The organism is Salinicola corii (assembly GCF_008298015.1).
GTDB lineage: Bacteria > Pseudomonadota > Gammaproteobacteria > Pseudomonadales > Halomonadaceae > Salinicola > Salinicola corii.
In genome coordinates, this window is sequence record NZ_VTPX01000004.1 from 221,835 (window position 1) to 240,446 (window position 18,612).

Annotated in this window: 14 protein-coding genes; 5 read left to right on the forward strand and 9 right to left on the reverse strand. The window is 65.2% G+C overall.

The window, feature by feature from the left end; genetic code table 11:
* The first annotated feature begins 9 nt into the window (after positions 1 to 9).
* Complete coding sequence (locus F0A16_RS09445) at positions 10 to 1,347, forward strand: lyase family protein (protein ID WP_149435137.1); 1,338 nt, start codon at positions 10 to 12, stop codon at positions 1,345 to 1,347.
* Between the two features lie 194 nt (positions 1,348 to 1,541).
* Here the strand turns inward: F0A16_RS09445 and putP are convergent, their stop codons facing one another.
* From putP to F0A16_RS09460, 3 genes are all read right to left on the reverse strand, one after another.
* Positions 1,542 to 3,053 carry a sodium/proline symporter PutP gene (putP, locus tag F0A16_RS09450; RefSeq protein ID WP_149435138.1) on the reverse strand — a complete coding sequence of 504 codons (1,512 nt, stop codon included), beginning with the start codon at positions 3,051 to 3,053 and terminating at the stop codon, positions 1,542 to 1,544.
* Between the two features lie 84 nt (positions 3,054 to 3,137).
* Positions 3,138 to 3,941, reverse strand: coding sequence for a pyrroline-5-carboxylate reductase family protein (locus F0A16_RS09455; RefSeq protein WP_149435139.1), 804 nt, complete (start codon positions 3,939 to 3,941; stop codon positions 3,138 to 3,140).
* Complete coding sequence (locus F0A16_RS09460; RefSeq protein WP_149435140.1) at positions 3,904 to 4,590, reverse strand: TetR/AcrR family transcriptional regulator; 687 nt, start codon at positions 4,588 to 4,590, stop codon at positions 3,904 to 3,906. The genes F0A16_RS09455 and F0A16_RS09460 overlap by 38 nt, the downstream gene beginning before the upstream one ends.
* A gap of 145 nt (positions 4,591 to 4,735) precedes the next feature.
* On the opposite strand from F0A16_RS09460, the gene F0A16_RS09465 reads away from it, so the two are divergent.
* Positions 4,736 to 6,778: an NADH:flavin oxidoreductase gene (locus F0A16_RS09465; protein ID WP_149435141.1), complete on the forward strand. Its 2,043-nt coding sequence runs from the start codon at positions 4,736 to 4,738 to the stop codon at positions 6,776 to 6,778.
* A 55-nt stretch (positions 6,779 to 6,833) separates the two neighbouring features.
* Here the strand turns inward: F0A16_RS09465 and F0A16_RS09470 are convergent, their stop codons facing one another.
* Positions 6,834 to 7,715, reverse strand: a complete 882-nt coding sequence (locus tag F0A16_RS09470) for a LysR substrate-binding domain-containing protein (RefSeq protein ID WP_149435142.1) — start codon at positions 7,713 to 7,715, stop codon at positions 6,834 to 6,836.
* 185 nt (positions 7,716 to 7,900) lie between these two features.
* Here F0A16_RS09470 and F0A16_RS09475 point away from each other — a divergent pair, with 185 nt between their 5' ends.
* Entirely contained in the window at positions 7,901 to 9,145 is a 1,245-nt protein-coding gene (locus tag F0A16_RS09475) for an aromatic ring-hydroxylating oxygenase subunit alpha (protein ID WP_149435143.1), read from the forward strand.
* A gap of 82 nt (positions 9,146 to 9,227) precedes the next feature.
* Here F0A16_RS09475 and F0A16_RS09480 read toward each other — a convergent pair whose 3' ends face one another.
* From F0A16_RS09480 to F0A16_RS09490, 3 genes are read right to left on the reverse strand one after another with little or no spacing between them, the layout of a single operon-like run.
* On the reverse strand, positions 9,228 to 10,742 hold the full coding sequence (locus F0A16_RS09480; protein WP_149435144.1) for an MFS transporter: 1,515 nt from the start codon (positions 10,740 to 10,742) through the stop codon (positions 9,228 to 9,230).
* A 40-nt stretch (positions 10,743 to 10,782) separates the two neighbouring features.
* Positions 10,783 to 13,899, reverse strand: coding sequence for a multidrug efflux RND transporter permease subunit (locus tag F0A16_RS09485; RefSeq protein ID WP_149435145.1), 3,117 nt, complete (start codon positions 13,897 to 13,899; stop codon positions 10,783 to 10,785).
* Positions 13,900 to 13,915: 16 nt separating this feature from the next.
* A complete protein-coding gene (locus F0A16_RS09490; RefSeq protein WP_149435146.1) occupies positions 13,916 to 15,070 on the reverse strand; it encodes an efflux RND transporter periplasmic adaptor subunit in 1,155 nt (384 codons plus the stop codon).
* 157 nt (positions 15,071 to 15,227) lie between these two features.
* On the opposite strand from F0A16_RS09490, the gene F0A16_RS09495 reads away from it, so the two are divergent.
* Positions 15,228 to 15,962, forward strand: a complete 735-nt coding sequence (locus F0A16_RS09495) for a response regulator (RefSeq protein WP_149435147.1) — start codon at positions 15,228 to 15,230, stop codon at positions 15,960 to 15,962.
* Positions 15,959 to 17,032 (forward strand): ATP-binding protein, encoded by a 1,074-nt coding sequence (locus F0A16_RS09500; RefSeq protein ID WP_149435148.1) that lies wholly within the window; start codon positions 15,959 to 15,961, stop codon positions 17,030 to 17,032. Before F0A16_RS09495 ends, F0A16_RS09500 begins: the two co-directional genes overlap by 4 nt.
* 49 nt (positions 17,033 to 17,081) lie before the next feature.
* On the opposite strand, the gene F0A16_RS09505 is transcribed toward F0A16_RS09500, so the two are convergent.
* Together F0A16_RS09505 and F0A16_RS09510 are read right to left on the reverse strand one after the other, a co-directional pair.
* Positions 17,082 to 17,927, reverse strand: coding sequence for an anti-sigma factor family protein (locus F0A16_RS09505; RefSeq protein ID WP_149435149.1), 846 nt, complete (start codon positions 17,925 to 17,927; stop codon positions 17,082 to 17,084).
* Complete coding sequence (locus tag F0A16_RS09510; RefSeq protein WP_149435150.1) at positions 17,924 to 18,445, reverse strand: RNA polymerase sigma factor; 522 nt, start codon at positions 18,443 to 18,445, stop codon at positions 17,924 to 17,926. Before F0A16_RS09510 ends, F0A16_RS09505 begins: the two co-directional genes overlap by 4 nt.
* Positions 18,446 to 18,612 lie beyond the last annotated feature (167 nt).

An 18,612-nucleotide genomic window follows, 5' to 3' on the forward strand; every position in this document is an offset into this window, starting at 1 on the left:
ACAAACTAAATGACAGATGCATTACCTTCCCCCGCTGATGTCAGCCGGCTTTTCACCGGGGAGAGCCGCTTGCAATCCTGGCTGGATATCGAGGCGGCGCTGGCGCTGGCAGAGGCGGAGCTGGGGATGATTCCACGCAGCGCGGCCGAAACCATTGCCTCCAACGCACAGTTGGCCTCGTTCGACACTGAAGCGTTTTCGCGTCTAGCTGCACGAAACCGGGCGCCAGTGCTGGCTCTGGTGGAAACGCTTGCAGCAGCTTGTGGGGAAGACGCAGGCGCCTACGTCCATTGGGGTGGCACTACTCAAAACATCATTCAGACTGGCCGCATCCTGCAAATGAAAAAAGCGCACGAAGCGCTGATGCGGCGGCTGGGCTCGATCTTTGCGCGATTGGCAACGATGGCAGACGAGAGTGCCTTTATGCTGGTTGCCGGGCGCTCCAATCGGCGTCAGGGCTTGCCGATTACCTTCGGCTTCAAGGTTGCCGCTTGGGTCGACGAAATGCTTCGTCACGAAGAGCGCCTGCGTGGTGCGCAGGGGCGAGTATTCGTTTCGCAGTTTGGCGGCGCGCTGGGCGCCATGCACGCCTTCGGCAATCATGGTCCGGCGCTCAATGTGCGAATATCCGAACGGCTAGGCCTGATCCCGGCGCGGATTCCGTCGAGGGCAGCACTTGACCACATCGTGGAATATCTACAACTACTCGCGCTGCTCGGCGGTACCTGCGCCAAGATCGCGCAGGAATTCTACACACTAATGACGGACGAGATCGGTGAAGCGCTGGAAGATGTCGCCGATGCCGTTGGCAGTAGCACCATGCCGCAGAAGGTCAATTCCAAGATCGGCGTGAGGGTAATCGCTTCGGCAACGCGACTGCGTGGCCATGTTGCCGCGGCACTGGAAGCGATGCAGCCTTCGCACGAAGGCGACGTCTCTTCCAACTTGGTGATGTACGCCGTTATTGACGAGGGGATACCGCTCGCCTACGAACTGGTGACGTCATTTGATGAAATGCTGGGCGCGGTGAAGCTCGATTCGGAGGCGATGCGGCACAACCTCGAAGGCAGCAATGGTTTGATCATGGCCGAGAAAGCCATGATGCTGCTCGCCCCGCATATTGGTCGCAACGAAGCGCATCACCGAGTCCAGGCCAGCGTCAAGCGAGCCCGCAAAGACCACTGTAGCTTTGCCAAAGCGCTGGCTAGCGCCCCCGACCTTCCTGACTCCATGGACCGCGCGACACTCGAGGCCGAATTGAGACCGGAAAGTTATACAGGGCAGAGCGAACCCATGGCGCGGGAAGGGGCAAGGCGAGCCAGGGAAGCGGCCGACAGATTGGGATGAGGATGGATCACTTGCCAATGGCGTAGTGCTTCAAATACACCCGATAGTCTCGATCACCAGTCAGTCGAATTGGCGCTTCCCCTCGCGGGAATAACGCCAGGGGGCAGCTCGCGAGTCATATCCGGCTGGCGGACCAGTCGATTGAGCAGCGTCGCCTTTCCGAGGTGCCGCCGCGGGGCGGCGGTCGTAAAGGTTCAGCGGAACGCGACCGGCTCGGGGCGGACCAGCTCCGCCTCCATCGTCTCGAACTGACGCGTCACGGCGTCGTGGGGGGCCGCCGTGGCCAGCGAGACGACGACGATGGCGATCAGCGAGAACAGGAACCCGGGCAGGATCTCGTAGAGATCGAAGAGGCCGCCGTGGAGCGCCGACCACACGATCACGGTCACCCCACCGACGATGATTCCGGCCAGCGCGCCCCACTGATTCATGCGCTTCCAGTAGAGCGCCAGCAGCAGCGTGGGGCCGAAGCTGGCACCGAATCCGGCCCAGGCGTAGGAGACCAGCCCCAGTACGTTGGAGTCGGGGGCGAGAGCCAGCAGCAGGGCGATGACGGAAACGCCGAGCACGGCGAGCCGCCCGACCCGCAGCAGTTCGCGCTGCGAGGCATGCTGGCGGAACATCGCCTTGTAGAGATCGTCGGCGATGGTCGAGGAGCAGATCAGCAACTGGGAGTCCGCGGTGGACATCACTGCGGCGAGAATGGCGGTCAGCAGCACGCCGGCGACCACCGGATTGAAGAGGATGTCGACCATGAACATGAAAATACGCTCCTGGTCGTCGAGCCCGGCGGGGAAGAAACCGTGCCCGAGCACGCCGATCGCCAGCGCACAGGCCAGGCCGATTCCGGTCCAGCTCACCGAGAGCAGACGGGCCCGGGGGATGTGGCGATGGTCGTCGATGCCGGCGAAACGCGCCAGCGAGTGCGGCTGGCCGAAGTAGCCGAGGCCCCAGGCCAGCGAGCTGGCGACGACGATCCAGCCCAGCGTCTCGCCGCTGGCGGCGTCGGTGAACCAGCGCAACAGCATCGGCGAGGTCTCACGCACCGACTCGAGCGAGGCAGTGACGCCACCGAGCTCCATTACCGCCGCCACCGGCACCGCGACCAGCGCCAGCAGCATCATGATGCCCTGCAGGACGTCGGTCCAGGAGACCGCCAGGTAGCCGCCGAAGAAGGTGTAGGAGACGATCGCCAGCAGGCCGACCACCACCGCCAGCTCGTAGTTCATGCCGAACACGGTATTGAGCAGCTTGCCGCCGGCGACGAGCCCGGAGCTGGTGTAGAACAGGTAGAAGACGATGATGAAGATGGAGGCGACCAGACGCAGCCCGCCGGTGTGGCGCTGGAAGCGCTCGGCCAGGAACTCGGGGATGGTCAGGGCATCGTTGGCGACGAAGCTGTAGACGCGCAGGCGCTGGGCGACCAGCAGCCAGTTGAGCAGCGACCCCGCGAGCAGCCCGGCGGCGATCCAGAACGCGGAGAGCCCGGACAGGTAAGCCGCACCCGGCATCGCCACCATCAGCCAGCCGGACATCTCCGAGGCGCCGGCCGAGATGGCGGTGGCGAACGGGCCCAGCGAGCGCCCGCCAAGCGCATAGTCGGAGAAATCCGAAGAGCGCTTCCAGGCAGCGTAGCCGATGATCAGCATCACCACGAAGTAGAGCACGAAGGTCGCGACGACGACCGCGTTATCGTTGTTCGTCATGCGGGGAACTCCTGTGTGGAGCGGCTCTTGGCGTCTTTGTTCGACTGTCACCGTCGCCGCCGGGATTATCGTTCTTTCAGTCCGCTATCCACTCGAAGGGCGACCCTCGAGCGCGCCGCGATGGGCCGCACCGACACCCTCTTTCACCGCGTCGCGGAAACCGTGGTCGACCATGGACTCCAGTCCCAGCGTGGTGATGCCGCCGTAGGCGAGAAAGCGGTCGACGATCGCGCCGGGGTCGGTGTCGGTCTGGCGGATCAGCGCCAGGCTACCCGCCAGGCTCTCGACCACGGCACGCCGCGCCAGCGCCTCGGGCAGCCCCTGATCCAGGGCGTGCTCGATCAGGCTGGCCGCCAGCAGGGCGGGAAAGGCGGGGCCGCTGCCGGTGAGCGCGGTCAGGTAGTCGAGCTGGTGCTCGTCGCCGACCTCGTCGACGGGGCCGCAGGCGGCGAGCAGGTCGCCGACCAGACGCCGCTCGTCGGCATTCACCGCCGTGCCGGCCACCCATGGTGTGTAGGAGCGGCCGATCTCGGCGGCGGCATTGGGCATGGCGCGCACCAGGCGCGTGGCACCGGTGGTCCGGGCGAGGTCGGCGAGCGACACCTGCGCCATCAGCGAAATCACCAGGTGGGATTCGAGAGAGAGCGTCAGCGTGGCGAACTGCGCTGGACGCAACGCGAGGACGACGATATCGGCGCGGTCGAGCAACGCCTCGAGGCTCTCGATGCGGACGACATCGGGCCAGTCGGCGTAGCGGTCGCCATGGCGGCTGGGGGTGACCGCCAGCCGATCCGGGGAGAGCAGGCCGCGCGTCAGCAGGGCACGCCCGAACGCGCCGCCCAGCCAGCCGTTACCGCCCAGGATGCCGAGCGTCGATCGGTGAGCCATCGGCTACCTCCTGTCGTGCGGCGGCGAGTTCCTCGGCGGGAAACCGCGTGCGGTGGCGGGCGGCGAAACGGGCCAGATCGCTCTCGGTGCAGGGCTGGCCGGTGAAGATGCGAACGTACTCGGCGACGCGGCCGACGCGGGTGTCCTTGCTCTCCTGCACGTGCATGGAGATGTAACCGATCTGGAGCAGGTAGACGGTCCTTGCGCGGGTGTCCGCCTCCAGCGCGGGGTAACCGAAGCGCGAGAACATCGCCTGGATCGCGGCCAGACGCTCGGCATCGGCGCGCTGCACGCGCTCGGCCACTGCCGGATCCTGCAGGCTCCAGCTGCGTACGGCGTATTCGAATTCGGAATCGAACACTGCGGGATCGAACCAGCAATCGAACACGTTGAGCGTGGCCTCGACGATCGAGGCGGCGTAGCGTTCGCTCTGGTCGATGACGGCCCGGGTGTTCTGGCTTTCCCAGCGCGCCAGCAGCGCCGCCAGGATCTCCTCGCGATCCTTGAACAGCCAGTAGAAGCTGGTACGCGAGGTGTTCAGCTTCCTGGCCAGCGGTACGATCTTGACCGCGCCGACGCCGGCATTGACGAGCAGCTCGTAGGCCGCATCGATCCAGGCTCTCTGGTTGTTGGCGAGATCGTCTTTCACGTCGGATCCTTGTTGGCGGTGGGCAGGATAGCGAGGTTAACAGAGCCCTTAGACCTTTTGTGTACACCAGTGTCATGCCAATTGACACTTGTGTACAGCGAGCGCTAGCGTGATGTCAACCCCACAACAACAAGGGTGTTCGACCGTGAAGAACGATCCGCTGCTCCAGCCGCTCCAGCTCAAGCACCTGACGCTCAAGAACCGCGTCATGCTGACCTCCCACGAGCCCGCCTATCCCGAGGACGGCATGCCCAAGGCGCTCTACCGGGCCTATCATGTCGAGCGCGCCAAGGCCGGCGTGGCGCTGACCATGACCGCCGGCTCCGCGGCGGTATCGCGGGACAGTCCGCCGGTATTCAACAACATCCTCGCCTACCAGGACGAGGTGGTGCCGTGGATGCGTGAGCTGACCGACGCCTGCCATGAGCACGGCACGGCGGTGATGATCCAGTTGACGCATCTGGGCCGGCGCACGCGCTGGGACAAGGGGGACTGGCTGCCGGTGGTATCGGCCTCCAACCGCCGCGAGGCGTCCCATCGCGCCTATCCCAAGAAGGCCGAGATCTGGGATATCGAGCGCCTGATCCGCGACTACGCCGACGCCGCCGAGCGGATGCGTGCCGCGGGGCTGGACGGCCTCGAGATCCAGGCCTACGGCCACCTGATGGATCAGTTCTGGTCGCCGCTGACCAACGAACTCGATGGCCCCTACGGCGGCAGTCTGGACAATCGTCTGCGCTTCACCTTCGAGGTGCTCGAGGCGATCCGCCAGCGTGTCGGCGAGGATTTCCTGCTCGGCGTGCGTTACACCGGTGACGAGTGCCTGCCCGGCGGTTTCGACGCCCGCGACGGCATGGAGATCTCGAAGCGGCTCAAGCGAAGCGGGCTGGTCGACTTCCTCAACGTGGTCAAGGGGCACATCGATACCGACCCGGGACTCACCGATGTCATCCCCATCCAGGGCATGCCCAGCGCGCCGCATCTCGACTTCGCCGGCGACATCAAGCGCGAGGTGGATTTTCCCACCTTCCACGGCGCCAAGATCCAGGACGTCGCCACCGCGCGCCACGCCATCGCTTCCGGCAAGGTGGACATGATCGGCATGACCCGCGCGCACATGGCCGACCCGCACCTGATGCGCAAGGTGATCGAGGGGCGCGAGGAGGAGATCCGGCCCTGCGTCGGCGCCAACTACTGCCTCGACCGCATCTACCAGGGCGGTGCGGCCTACTGCATCCACAATCCGGCCACCGGGCGCGAGACGACCATGCCGCACACCATCGCGCCGGCCGAGACCAGGCGTAAGGTCGTGGTGGTGGGAACCGGCCCCGGGGGAATGGAAGCGGCCCGAGTCGCCGCCGAGCGCGGCCACGAAGTGGTGGTGTTCGAAGCGGCCGACGCGCCGGGCGGGCAGGTCCGGCTCACCGCGCAGAGCGAGCGCCGGCGCGAGATGATGGGCATCATCGACTGGCGTTACGAGCGCTGCCAGGCGCTGGGCGTCACCTTCCACTTCAACGTCTTCGCCGAGCAGGACGAGGTGGTAGCGGAGTCGCCGGACGTGGTCATCGTCGCCACCGGCGGCCTGCCCAACGAGGAAGCGCTGGCGCAGGGCAACGAACTGGCGGTGACCGGCTGGGACATCCTCTCGGGGCATGCCAAGCCGGGACGCAACGTGCTGGTCTACGACGATGCCGGCGACCATACCGCGCTGCAGGCGGCCGAGATCATCGCCAGGAGCGGAGCTCGGGTCGAGTACATGACCGCGGATCGCGCGCTGGCGCCCGAGGTGATGGCGATGAACCTGGTGCCCTACATGCGCACGCTGCAGGTGCTCGACACCACCTTCACCCCGACCTTCCGCCTGGTCTCGCTGCGGCGCGAGGGCGACGAGCTGGTGGCGTCGGTGGAGAGCGACTACACCCGCGTTGGCAAGGAGCGTCGTGTCGACCAGGTGGTGGTCAACTTTGGCACTCTACCCATGGACGATCTCTACGAGTCGCTCAAGCCGCTGTCGAGCAACCAGGGCATGGTCGACTACGACAAGCTGATCGTGGGTGACCCGCAGCCGATCGTCGCGTCGAACGACACCGGGGAGGGTTTCCAGCTGTTCCGGATCGGCGATGCGATCTCGCACCGCAATACCCACGCCGCGATCTACGACGCGCTGCGGCTGATGAAAGACCTTTGATCGGCCACGGGGAGGACGCCAGGTGTTCGCCATCGCGACACGATCTCCGTGCTCGTCAGAGGGTCTTCAGCAGCCAGTCGCAGAGCCTCGTGGCGCGGCTGGAGGCGCGCGGGTTGAGGCGGATATAGAAGTCCATCGGTGACGGTATGTTGTCGGGAATCAGCCGGACGAGCCTGCCGCTCGCGACGAGCTCGGCGGTCAGGCCCTCCCAGCCCAGTATGGCGCCCATGTCATCCTGAGCCGCCTGGATGCCGATGATGTAGTTGTTGACGCTAAAGCCCGTCGACCCGGGCCTGGCGTGGCCGAGCTGGCTGGACCACTCCTGCCAGGTGGTCCAGCCGGTCTCTTCGGCCTCGATATGGATGAGCGGGGCACGCAGCAGATCCTCCAGGCAGGTAATCCCGTGTTGCTCGGCGAACCGGGGCGATCCCAGCGCCGTGATCCTGTCCTTGAACAGCCGGTGGCATGTCATGGGCTCCCGCGCCATGTCGCCATACTTGATGCTCAGGTCCCATTGGGTCCTGGGGACGTCGAGGTCGCTGACGATCTGGGAGACCGAAATGTCCGCGTGTGTGCGCCAGAACGAGGCCAGCTTGGGGGTCAACCACAGCGAGCTCACCGCCGTGGTGGTGCTGATGGTGATCGCGGAGCGATTTGGTTCCGAGCGCAACTGCTCGACGCCTTCCAGGATCGTGTCGAGGCCGTTCTGCAGCGCCACCAGCAGGTAAGCGCCGCTCTCGGTCAGTTCGACGCCGCGCGGATGCCGCCGGAACAGCTCCCGACGCAGATCGGCTTCCAGACTTTTTACCTGATGACTGATAGCCGCCGGGGTGACGTGCAACTCCTGGGCCGCCGCCTTGAATCCCCGCCGCCTGGCGGCCGCCTCGAAACACAGCAGCGAGTGCGCCGAGGGCAAGCCATGGTAACGCATAGTCATGATCGGTATCCGGGCATTGGGAAGTCGTTGGGTCGATTATCGTTGGCTTAGACGAAAGTCTGCCAGTCTCCATCAAATATCGAGAGGCTCAATAATAATAAGTCTAGTGGAAAAAATATGATGTTGCGGGTGGATATGGCGGGGCCTACGTTCGGACTGAATCAGGCCCAACAAGAGAGTCCGACATGCAACGACCGACCCCGTGGCTGGATGACCTGCTGGCTCGCCGCCGCTCCGGCTACTCGCTGGCGCAACCTTTCTACACCGACGAGGATATTTTCCGGATCGATCTGGAGCACATCTTTCAGCGACACTGGCTCTACGCGATTCCCGCCTGTCAGTTGGCCAGACCGGGTAGCTACGTCAGCCAGTGGGTCGGCAACGCCGGTGTGCTGATCGTGCGCGGCCAGGATGGTGCCATCCGTGCGTTCCACAACAGTTGTCGTCATCGCGGCTCGGTGCTCTGCAAGGCGGGCGAAGGACACGTGGCCAAGCTCGTCTGCCCCTACCACCAGTGGACCTACGAACTCGACGGCAGGCTGCTCTGGGCTCGTGACATGGGGCCCGACTTCGATCCGGTCTCGCATGGCCTCAAGCCCGTCCACTGCCGTGAGCTATGCGGGCTGATCTATGTCTGCCTGGCGGACGAGGCACCGGACTTCGACGCCTTCGCCTCGCTGGCGGCTCCCTACCTGCAGGTTCACGATCTCGATCAGGCCAAGGTGGCCCACGTCTCGACCATCGTCGAGAAGGCCAACTGGAAGCTGGTGTGGGAAAACAATCGCGAGTGTTATCACTGTGACGGCAACCACCCGTCGCTGTGCCACTCCTTCTCTCCCGATCCCGATATTGCCGGCGTGCGCCCGGATGGCACGATCCCCGAGCGGCTCATGGCCCACTTCGAACGCTGCGAGGCCGCGGGCTCGCCATCGCGGTTTCGCATCGCCGACAGTGGCCAGTATCGTCTGGCGCGGATGCCGCTGCAGGCGGGATCGGTGAGCTACACCCTCGATGGCAGACCGGCGGTGGCGCACTCGCTCGGCCGGGTGAATCCCGCCGACGCGGGTACGCTGATGAAATTCCACTACCCTTCGACGTGGTCGCACTTCCTGCCCGATCAGTCGATGACGTTCCGGATCAATCCGATCAGTGCCACCGAGACCGAAGTCACCACTACCTGGCTGGTTCACAAGGATGCTGTGGAGGGGGTCGACTACGATCTCGACCGGCTGACCGAAGTCTGGATCCATACCAACGACGAGGATCGCGAAGTCGTGGAGAACAACCAGAAGGGCATCCAGTCCCTGGGCTACGAACCCGGGCCCTACTCCATGGCGCAGGAAAGCGGCGTCGCCCAGTTCGTCGACTGGTATTGCGAGACGCTGGAAACCCCGGCAAGCCACACCCGGCTGAAGGTGGTGGAGACATGACCGGGCCTTCCTTGTCCGCGTCGTCGCCGACGTTGTGGCAGGACCGGGGTCCGTCTTGCCGCTATCGATTCCTCCTCATGAGTCAGTACTCCTGAGGCGTTGAATCCTGCCTGAGCAAGTAGATCACCAGGATGGAAAGGGCGGCGAGCAGGGCGGCGGCGGTCATCAACAGGATCGAATGACTGGATGAGAAGGCAGTTTTGCCTGCCGCGATCAGTGCTTCCGCCTGAGGCTCGGCGAGGTCCCTGGCGACCACATAGCTGTCACCGATGGAACGAGCCGCGCGCTCGGCCTGAGACGACGGGATGTCGGGCACCAGCACGATGGTGCGACTGTACACGCTGGACAGGAACACACCGAACAGCGTGATTCCCAGTCCGCTGCCGAGTTCGTAGGCAGTGGCTTCCAACGAGCCAGCCGCCCCGCCCTGGCTGGACTCTACCGAACTCATGATGGCGATGGACGAGGCCGTCAGGCCGATGCTGAGGGCCAAGCCAAGGAGTGCCAGCAGCATAGGTACCGTCAGCCCCGGATGCCCGAAGTCGGAAAAGGCCAGGCATGCCAGGGCCGCTGCGGCAATCGCCAGTGACAGGCTGGCGACCACGCGCAGGCCGAACAGGTTGGAAAGGTAGCCGGCGACTGGGCCACCGAGCGCGGCTGCGGCCATGATCGGGATCATGAAGATACCAGCTTGCAGCGGCGTTCTATCCATGACGTACTGCAGCTCCTGTGCCAGCGTCAGCTCGACGCCGGCCAGTGCGCCAGTCGCTACCACTGCCATGATCATCCCGGCCAGGATCGCCGGGCGCGAGAATAGCGACAGATCGAGCAAGGGTTCCGGTGCACGCAGCTGCAAACGTACGAAGACCATCAGCAGGCCCAGGCCAAGCATCGCCACCGGCAGCGCGACGTTCAACGCCTGTGTCGCGCCGAAAGCCGCCTTGATGCCGTATACCAGCGCGAGCATACCGGCGATAAGCAATACCGCTTGCCCCGGCGCCCATTTGCCCGGCCTCGTTTCTTCCGTGCGTGGCAGCAGGAGAAACACCAGTGGGATGACGACCAGCATGATCGGCACGTTGATCAGAAAGGCCGAGCCCCACCAGAAATGCTCCAGCAGTGCACCGCCGATCAGTGGCCCCAGCGCCGCGCCGGCCGCGCCCACCGTGCCCCAGAGACCCAGCGCCATGGCGCGTTCGTCTTCGTCCTCGAAGGTGCGGCGGATGATACCCAGCACGCACGGCATGATCATCGAACCACCCAGGGCGAGCAGCCCCCTTGCCCCGATCAGCATGGCTGGCGTCGGTGCGAAGGCGGCCAGTAGCGAAGCTGTACCGAAGACGCCTAGACCCGTCAGCAGGACGCGGCGATTGCCGACGCGGTCGGCCAGCGTTCCCATGGGCACCAGCAGGCCCGCCATCAGCAGCGGGTAGATGTCGATGATCCACAGCACCTCGGTGGCGGAGGCGTCCAGCGCCAGGGTCAGCGAGGGCACGGCGATATGCAGGATGGTCATGTCGATCACCACCGGCAGGAAGGCCAGCATGACGGCGAGCAGGATCAACCAGCGGCGCGGGATAGCGGGAAACAGGAACATCGGCTCTCGTCCGGTAACGGGATGAAGAATAGGTCAGGGTCTACGGCTGCGACGTTCGCCACGCTGGGCGCGCCAGGCGCTCCTGCGTGCCGATGACGAAGACGAAAAAGGCCGGCACGAAAAAAATAGCCAGCAAGGTGCCGCTGAGCATACCGCCGAACACGCCGGTGCCAATGGCGCGCTGGGTCTCCGCGCTGGCCCCGGAGGCGAGCATCAGCGGCACCACGCCGAGGGTGAAGGCCAGAGAGGTCATCAGGATCGGCCGCAGTCGCAGTCTTGCCGCCATCACCGCAGCCTCTACCAGCGGGCGCTTTTCGGTGCGCAGCTGGCGGGCGAACTCGACGATCAGAATGGCGTTCTTCGCCGACAGACCGATGAGGGTGATCACTCCTACCTTGAAGAATATGTCGTTGGGCAAACCGCGCAGCATCACCGCGGCCACCGCACCGAGCAGGCCCAGCGGCACCACCAGCATCACCGACAGCGGAATCGACCAGCTCTCGTAAAGCGCCGCCAGCACCAGGAACACCACCAGCGCCGAGAGTAGCATCAGCAACGGTGCCTGTGCCGCCGACTGGCGCTCCTGCAGCGACTGCCCGGTCCAGGCCACGGCGAAGCCCTGCGGCAACTGCGCCACCAGGCGCTCCATCTCGGCCATGGCCGCGCCACTAGAAACGCCGGCAGCCGCGCCCCCGGCGATACGCACGGCGGGATACCCCTGGAAACGCATCATCTGCTGCGGCGACTCGCTCCACACCGGCGTCACCACCTCGCGCAGCGCCACCATGCCGCCGCTGGCATTGCGCACCCGCAGGTTGAGCACGTCGTCGAGCTGCATGCGCGCCGGCGCATCGGCCTGCAGAATCACCTGCTGCATACGCCCTGCATTCGGGAAGTCGTTGACGTACAGCGAACCCATGGCCGCCGACAGCGTGCTGCTCACGGCAGCGAAGGACAGGCCCATGGCTTCGGCCTTCTGCCGGTCGATCTCCAGGCGGATGCTTTCGCCGGGCGGCAGGCCATCGGGGTAGACATCGCTGACGATCTTGCTCTGCCCGGCCAGCGCCAGCAGCTGCGCCTGGGCCTTGAGCAGTTCGGCTTCGCCACGGTTGGCGCGATCCTGCAGGAACAGGGTGAAACCGGAGGAGGTGCCCAGCTCATCGATGGCCGGCGGCATCAGGCTCATCACCGTGCCTTCGACGTTGCCGGCCATGGCCTGCTGCGCCAGCGCGGCTTCTTCGGCGGCCGTGGCGCCATCGCGCTGATCCCAGTCCTTGAGCATGGTGAAGGCCATCGCCGCGTTGGGGCCGGAGCCGGCGAAGCTGAAGCCCTGCACCACCAGGTTGGCATCCAGCGCCGGGCGCGAGGCGACGTGCGCCTCGTAGGCCTTGACCACGTCCAGCGTGCGTTCGCTGGTGGCGCCGGTGGGCAACTGGATGGAGGTCATGAAGTAGCCCTGATCCTCTTCAGGGAGGAAGGACGAGGGCAACTGCGCGGCAGCGATGGCCAGCACCGCGCAGAGCACGGCGAAGGCCGCCATCATCCGCCCGCTACGCCCGACCAGGCGCGCTACCTGCGCGCCGTAGCTCGCCGTGAGGCGCTCGAAGCCACGGTTGAAGGCGCCGAAGAAGCCGCGCTTTTCATGGTGCTCGGCACCCACCGGGCGCAGCAGCGTGGCGCACAGCGCCGGCGTCAGGCTCAGGGCAAGGAAGGCCGAGAACAGGATCGACACCGCCATCGACAGGGTGAACTGCTGGTAGATCACCCCCACCGAGCCACTGCCGAAGGCCATGGGGATGAACACGGCGGTGAGCACCAGGGTGATGCCGATGATCGCCCCGGTGATTTCCCGCATCGCCCGCGTGGTCGCTTGCTTCGGCGAGAGCCCCTGGGTGGCCATCAACCGCTCGACGTTCTCCACCACCACGATGGCGTCGTCGACGATGATGCCGATGGCCAGCACCATGCCGAACATGGTCAGCGAATTGATCGAGAAGCCCGCTAGGAGCATCACCGAGAAAGTGCCGAGCAGCGCGATGGGCGCGACGATAGCCGGGATCAGCGTATAGCGCAGGTTCTGCAGGAACAGGAACATCACCAGGAAGACCAGCGCCATGGCCTCGAACAGGGTGTAGATCACCTTCTCGATGGACACCTTGACGAAGGGGGCGGTATCGAACGGCACCGAGTAGGCCATGCCTGCCGGCAGGCTCGGCGCCATCTCGGCCAAGCGCTCTCGTACGGCGTTGGCGGTGCGCACCGCGTTGGCGCCAGGTGAAAGCTGGATGGCGGCACTGGTCGCCGCCACGCCGTTCTCGCGGTTGGAAAATGCGTAGGACTCCGCGCCTAGCTCGATGCGCGCCACGTCGCCGAGCACCACCTTGGCACCATCGGCATCCGCACGCAGGACGACCGCGGCGAACTGCTCCGGCGTGGTCAGTTGCCCCTGCACCGTCAGCGGCACGGTCAGGCGCTGGCCCGGCAGCGTCGGTTCGTCGCCGATCCGTCCTGGGGCGATCTGCGCATTCTGCTGCTCGATGGCCTGAGCCAGATCATTCATGGTCAGGCCATAGGCGGTGAGTTTGTTCGGGTCGACCCAGACGCGCATGGCCTGCTCGGCGCCAAACAGTTGTACTCGCCCCACGCCGTCGATACGGCGCAGCTCCTGGACGATGTTGCGCGCGAAATAGTCGTTCAGCGTGATCTCGTCGAACTGACCATTGGGCGAGGTCATGCCAACCATCATCAGAAAGCTCGATGAGGCGGACTCTACCTGCAGGCCGTTCTGTCGCACGGCCTGGGGCAGGCGAGGCTCGACCGCCTTGATGCGGTTCTGCACGTCGACCTGGGCCAGCTCGGCGTCGGTGCCCGGCTTGAAAGTCGCGGTGATCTGCGCCGTGCCCGAGGTGTCGACCGAGGACTCGAAGTAGAGCAGGTTCTTGACGCCCGACAGTTCGCGCTCGACCAGGCTTACCACCGAATCATTGAGCGTCTGCGGCGTGGCGCCCGGATAGGTGGCGTAGAGGGTCACCGAAGGCGGTGCCACCGAGGGGTAGCGGGCGATGGGTAACTTCGGGATGGCAATGACGCCGGCCAGCACGATGAACAGGGCGATCACCCAGGCGAACACCGGGCGGTTGATGAAGAACTGCGGCATGACGGATTCTCCGGCCTCAGCGCTCGGCGGCGCTGAACTGTTCGCTGGCGTCGATGGGCTGCCAGGGGCGCGGGGCAACGTGGGTGTTCTCGCTCAGGCGCTCGATACCCTCGATCACCACCTGCTGGCCGGCACTGAGGCCGGACACCACGCGATAACGGCGTGCCACCAGCTCACCGAGCTCGATGGGCACCGGCTGCGCCTGGCCCTTGGCATCCACTACCCACACGCTGGCCTGGCCCGCCGTACGGACCACGGCCTGTTGAGGCACGCTCAGGGCGGCAGGGTAGTGCGCCCGCGGAACTCGCGCCTGCACGTAGAGACCCGGCAGAAGACGGCGCTGCGGGTTGTCCACCAGCACGCGCAGCAACACATCGCCGGTGCCGGTGTCCACCTGAGTGCCGGAGAACAGGATGCGACCCTGCATGCCGAGAGGTTTGCCATCGCTGTCGAGAATCTCCACCGTTAGCGTCGCCGATCCTGCCTGCCGACGCAGCGTCTCCAGCACCGAAGCGGACTGGCGCACGTCGACATACACCTGGTCGATCTGCTGGATTCGCGCCATGGGCGTGGTATCGGTGGGCGAGACCAGAGCCCCTTCGCTGACCAGGGTCTGGTCGATGCGACCGGCAATCGGCGCCTCGACACTGGCGAACTGCAGATCCAGCTTGCGCCGCGCCAGAGTCGCTCTGGCCTGGGCCACGTCGGCGGCGGTCTGATCGCGCAGAGACGCCGCATCGTCGTAAGTCTGGCGGCTGACGGCTTCGCTGCGTCTCAACGACCCCAGGCGCTCGGCCTTGATGCGGGCCTGTGCCAGCGTCGCCTCGGCCCGTTGCAACGCCGCCGTGGCAATATCCACCTCGGCCTTGAAGGGGGCCGGATCGATCTGGAACAGCGTCTTGCCGGTCTCGACATCGCGGCCTTCCTCGAACAGGCGGCGTTTTACGATGCCGGTGACCTGCGCGCGCACTTCGGCCGTACGCACGGCTGATACGCGCCCGGGAAGATCCTCGGTGACCGAAAGATCGGCGGCTTCCAGCGTCATCACCGAGACCGGAATCGGTGACGGCGCCTCGCTCGTGGCATCGGGTGGCGAGGGATCGCAGCCTGCCAGCCCCAACACGGCAAGCCCTGCGAGCAGAATGCTCCACTGCCGCTGTCTGATGCGCATACCACACTAACCTCGCTCAAGGGGTCGTCGCGCCAGCGGCAACCGAAAAGGATCAAGGCGCCAGTCTGGCCTGCTGCTATTGCGAATGATTCGAGGCTTTATGGAGAAAGCATGGAGAGCGCGATAAAATTCAGTGCCGCCGCCATCGAGCCCGACCATGTCCGATGCTCAACCGCGATCCGGCCCCTCTGCTCCCGCGTCGGCACTGGTGCTGATCGCCGAGGATGAAGCCGAGATCGCCGATATTTTAGCCGCCTACCTACGGCGCAGCGGTCTACGCACCCAGCACGCCGCCGATGGCCACGCGGTGCTGGCCATGCACCAGGCGCTCAAGCCGGATCTGCTGCTGCTCGACGTGCAGATGCCGCGTATCGATGGCTGGAAGGTGCTCAGTGAAATCCGCTCCCGTGGAGATACCCCGGTGATCATGCTCACCGCGCTTGACCAGGATATCGACAAGCTGATGGGGCTACGTCTGGGCGCGGACGACTACGTGGTCAAGCCCTTCAATCCGGCCGAAGTGGTGGCACGAGTTCAAGCGGTGCTGCGACGCACCCGAATGAGCGAGCCCGCCCCCACGCAAATGCTGCGCGTCGGCCCGTTCCAGATCGACCTGGAGAGCCACGAGGCCAGCATCGGCACTGGTGACCAGCGACAGGTGCTGGATCTGACCCTGACCGAGTTCAAGCTGCTCGCTTGCCTGATGCGTGCGCCTAAGCGGGTGTTCAGCCGCGCGGAACTGCTGGAGAGCTGCCTGCCCGAAGGCGATACCCTGGAGCGCACCGTGGACAGCCATGTGAGCAAGCTGCGCAAGAAGCTCGAAGCCTTCGATATCCAGGGCGTGCCGGTCAGCGTCTGGGGCGTGGGCTATCGCTTCGGCGCGGCACCATGAAGCCGACACCGGGCCTGCGCCGACAGATCGTTCAATCTCTGGCGGTGATGGCGCTGGGCATCATCTGCCTCTCGGTGATCGGCAGCTACGTGTTCTACGCTTTCGCCCTGACCTACCTGCCGGGCAGCATCTCCGACTCCCTAGTGCCCTCACGGGTGGAGCTGGTGTGGATCATCTGCACCATTATTGCCGCGCTGTGCCTGGCGGTGTTCGTCGCCATTCGCCTGTCGCGACGCCTGATCTCCCCCTTGAACTCGGTGGCGCACAGCCTGCGTGAAGTGGCTGAGGGCAAGCTCGACGCCCGCGCCCCGCTGGACGACCGGGCCATGGGCGAGACCGCGCAGCTGGTGCGCGACTTCAACGCCATGGCCGAACGGCTACAGAGCATGACCCGGGAGCGCGAGTTCTGGAACGCCGCCATCGCCCATGAGCTGCGCACGCCGGTGACCATTTTGCGCGGCCGCTTGCAGGGTCTTTCGGAAGGCGTGTTCACGCCCAGCAGCGAGCTGTTCGATGGCCTGCTGCGCCAGGTGGAGGGTCTGAACCGGCTGATCGAGGATCTGCGGGTATTGAGCCTCAATGATAGTGGCCATCTGGAGTTGCGGCGGGTCGAGGTGGATCTAGCCCAGGAACTTGGCAGCGTTCTGCAGGCCTTCGCCGCGCCGCTGGCGGCAAAGGGTTTCCACCTGCACAGTGAACTCGAAGCGAACCTGAGAGTGAAATGCGACCCGGTGCGTCTGCGCCAGGCGCTGATGGCGTTGCTGGAAAACACCCTGCAGCATGCCGAGCCGGGCAGTCTGCGGGTCCGCGTCTATCAAGCGGACGGTGATTGCCATGTCGTCGTCGAGGATGACGGTCCTGGCATCGATAGGGCGTTTGCCTCCGACCTGTTCGAGGCCTTTCGTCGTGGCGACCCCTCGCGTTCACGCAAGAGCGGCGGCAGCGGCCTGGGGCTGGCCGTGGTCAAGGCCATCGCCGAGGCACACGGCGGCCAGGCGATTTGCCAGCCCACGGGGCGGGGTGGAAGTGCATTCGTCATCGCCTGGCCGCGTGGAGCGACCGCGAAGTAGTCATGCTCGCCGAGGAAAACGATGTCGAAATGAGCCGTTCCGGCACGACTTAGCTCTCGCGCAGCATCTCTTCGAGCATCGCGGCGTTGGGGTCGTCCGGCTGGCTGACGACGGCATAGTTGTAATTGCCCTTCGACCAGTACTGCGCCATGAGCTGGCCGTCGACCCGCTTGCCCGGTTCTAGCATGTGATGGCCGACCCCCGGCGGGCGGATATACATCATCATCTGGCGCCCGGTCCGATCGCGATAGACCACCATCGCGGCAGGCCCTTGATCGGTGGCCAGCAGCCGGGCGTCGGTCATCTCCAGGCCGGCGGCGCTGAGATCCGGGGGCATGATCCCGTCACTGAAATGGGCCTGAAACAGCTTGACGATCTTCTCGCGACTATTGGCGCCCGGTTCGGGGACGGCGGTATCGCTGACGCCGACAACGCTGTTCCCGTCGATGGCCGTGTTTCCATTGATAGTCGTGTTTCCATCGATAGCCGTGTTCCCGTCGAACGAGACGCTGTCGGTGAACAGGCGGTAGGCCTGAACGGCATCCGCCATCGGCGGTGGCGAGGCCGGATTCATCATGTCACGCACCGTCCAGCCACCGGTCAGGCCGATGCCCAGGGTCATCACCAGCATGGCGGCCGTGGCCAGCCAGCGCCGTTGCCCGGCCCGCTGGCGACGCCGGATCGCGGCCGGATCGAGCGAGGCATTGGCCGGCCACTGTTCGGGATTGGCGTACCGCGCGCGCAAGTGTTGGGTGTCCCTGCGCCACGCCTCGAGTTCCGCCGCCCGTTCCGGGTTGGCCTGGAGCCAGGTTGACACCCACTGCCGACGCTCGGCGTCCAACTGATCGTCGAGATAGGCGTGCAGGTCCTGTTCGGTAGGTCGATTCGGATTCATTTGAGCCTCCTGAGTGACGGTGCCGGACGCTTCTCGCGCGGTTCTCCCTCATCCAGCTCGCGCAGGGAACGACGCGCTCTAGAGAGCCGCGACATCACCGTCCCCATCGGAATGTCCAGGGTTTTGCTCACCTCGCGGTAGCTCAGCCCCTCCACCGAGACGAGCATCAGCAGGGCGCGATGCTCGGGAGGCAGTCGATCGAACGCCTCCCAGGTGGCATTGGCCACGACGATATCTTCCGCCGAGGCGCTGGTCTGGGGCTCGCCGGTGAACAGCTGCATGAGCCGCGCGTAGCGTCCGGCGCGACGTCGACTGTCGATGAACTGGCGGTACAGGATAGAGAACAGCCAGGCGCGCAGGTCGCCACCGGGGCGGCGGCGCTGCCAGTGGCTGATGGCCTTTTCCAGTGTCGACTGCACCAGGTCATCGGCATCGCTGGGACTCTGGGTCAGCGACACGGCAAAGCGCCGCAAACGGGGCAGGAGTTCACGCAGTTGATCGTCATCGGGTGGATTCATGGATGTTCCAGCGTATCGAAGGAAGTCGCTGTAGGACGAACCGATGGCAATTCTATTCCCTTCTGTCTCCAAGGGAATCGCCAATCTCTCGCCGGCGGGATTCAGGCACGCAATGGTGACTGGGAATAAAGTGTCGGCAGCGGCGTCCTACTCGCTCCATTCAGGCA

Coding starts and splice junctions, on each gene's coding strand:
- F0A16_RS09445 (WP_149435137.1), top strand. CDS start 10: ATGACAGATGCATTACCTTCCCCCGCTGATGTCAGCCGGCTTTTCACC.
- putP (WP_149435138.1), bottom strand. CDS start 3,053: ATGACGAACAACGATAACGCGGTCGTCGTCGCGACCTTCGTGCTCTAC.
- F0A16_RS09455 (WP_149435139.1), bottom strand. CDS start 3,941: ATGGCTCACCGATCGACGCTCGGCATCCTGGGCGGTAACGGCTGGCTG.
- F0A16_RS09470 (WP_149435142.1), bottom strand. CDS start 7,715: ATGACTATGCGTTACCATGGCTTGCCCTCGGCGCACTCGCTGCTGTGT.
- F0A16_RS09475 (WP_149435143.1), top strand. CDS start 7,901: ATGCAACGACCGACCCCGTGGCTGGATGACCTGCTGGCTCGCCGCCGC.
- F0A16_RS09480 (WP_149435144.1), bottom strand. CDS start 10,742: ATGTTCCTGTTTCCCGCTATCCCGCGCCGCTGGTTGATCCTGCTCGCC.
- F0A16_RS09485 (WP_149435145.1), bottom strand. CDS start 13,899: ATGCCGCAGTTCTTCATCAACCGCCCGGTGTTCGCCTGGGTGATCGCC.
- F0A16_RS09490 (WP_149435146.1), bottom strand. CDS start 15,070: ATGCGCATCAGACAGCGGCAGTGGAGCATTCTGCTCGCAGGGCTTGCC.
- F0A16_RS09495 (WP_149435147.1), top strand. CDS start 15,228: ATGTCCGATGCTCAACCGCGATCCGGCCCCTCTGCTCCCGCGTCGGCA.
- F0A16_RS09500 (WP_149435148.1), top strand. CDS start 15,959: ATGAAGCCGACACCGGGCCTGCGCCGACAGATCGTTCAATCTCTGGCG.
- F0A16_RS09505 (WP_149435149.1), bottom strand. CDS start 17,927: ATGAATCCGAATCGACCTACCGAACAGGACCTGCACGCCTATCTCGAC.
- F0A16_RS09510 (WP_149435150.1), bottom strand. CDS start 18,445: ATGAATCCACCCGATGACGATCAACTGCGTGAACTCCTGCCCCGTTTG.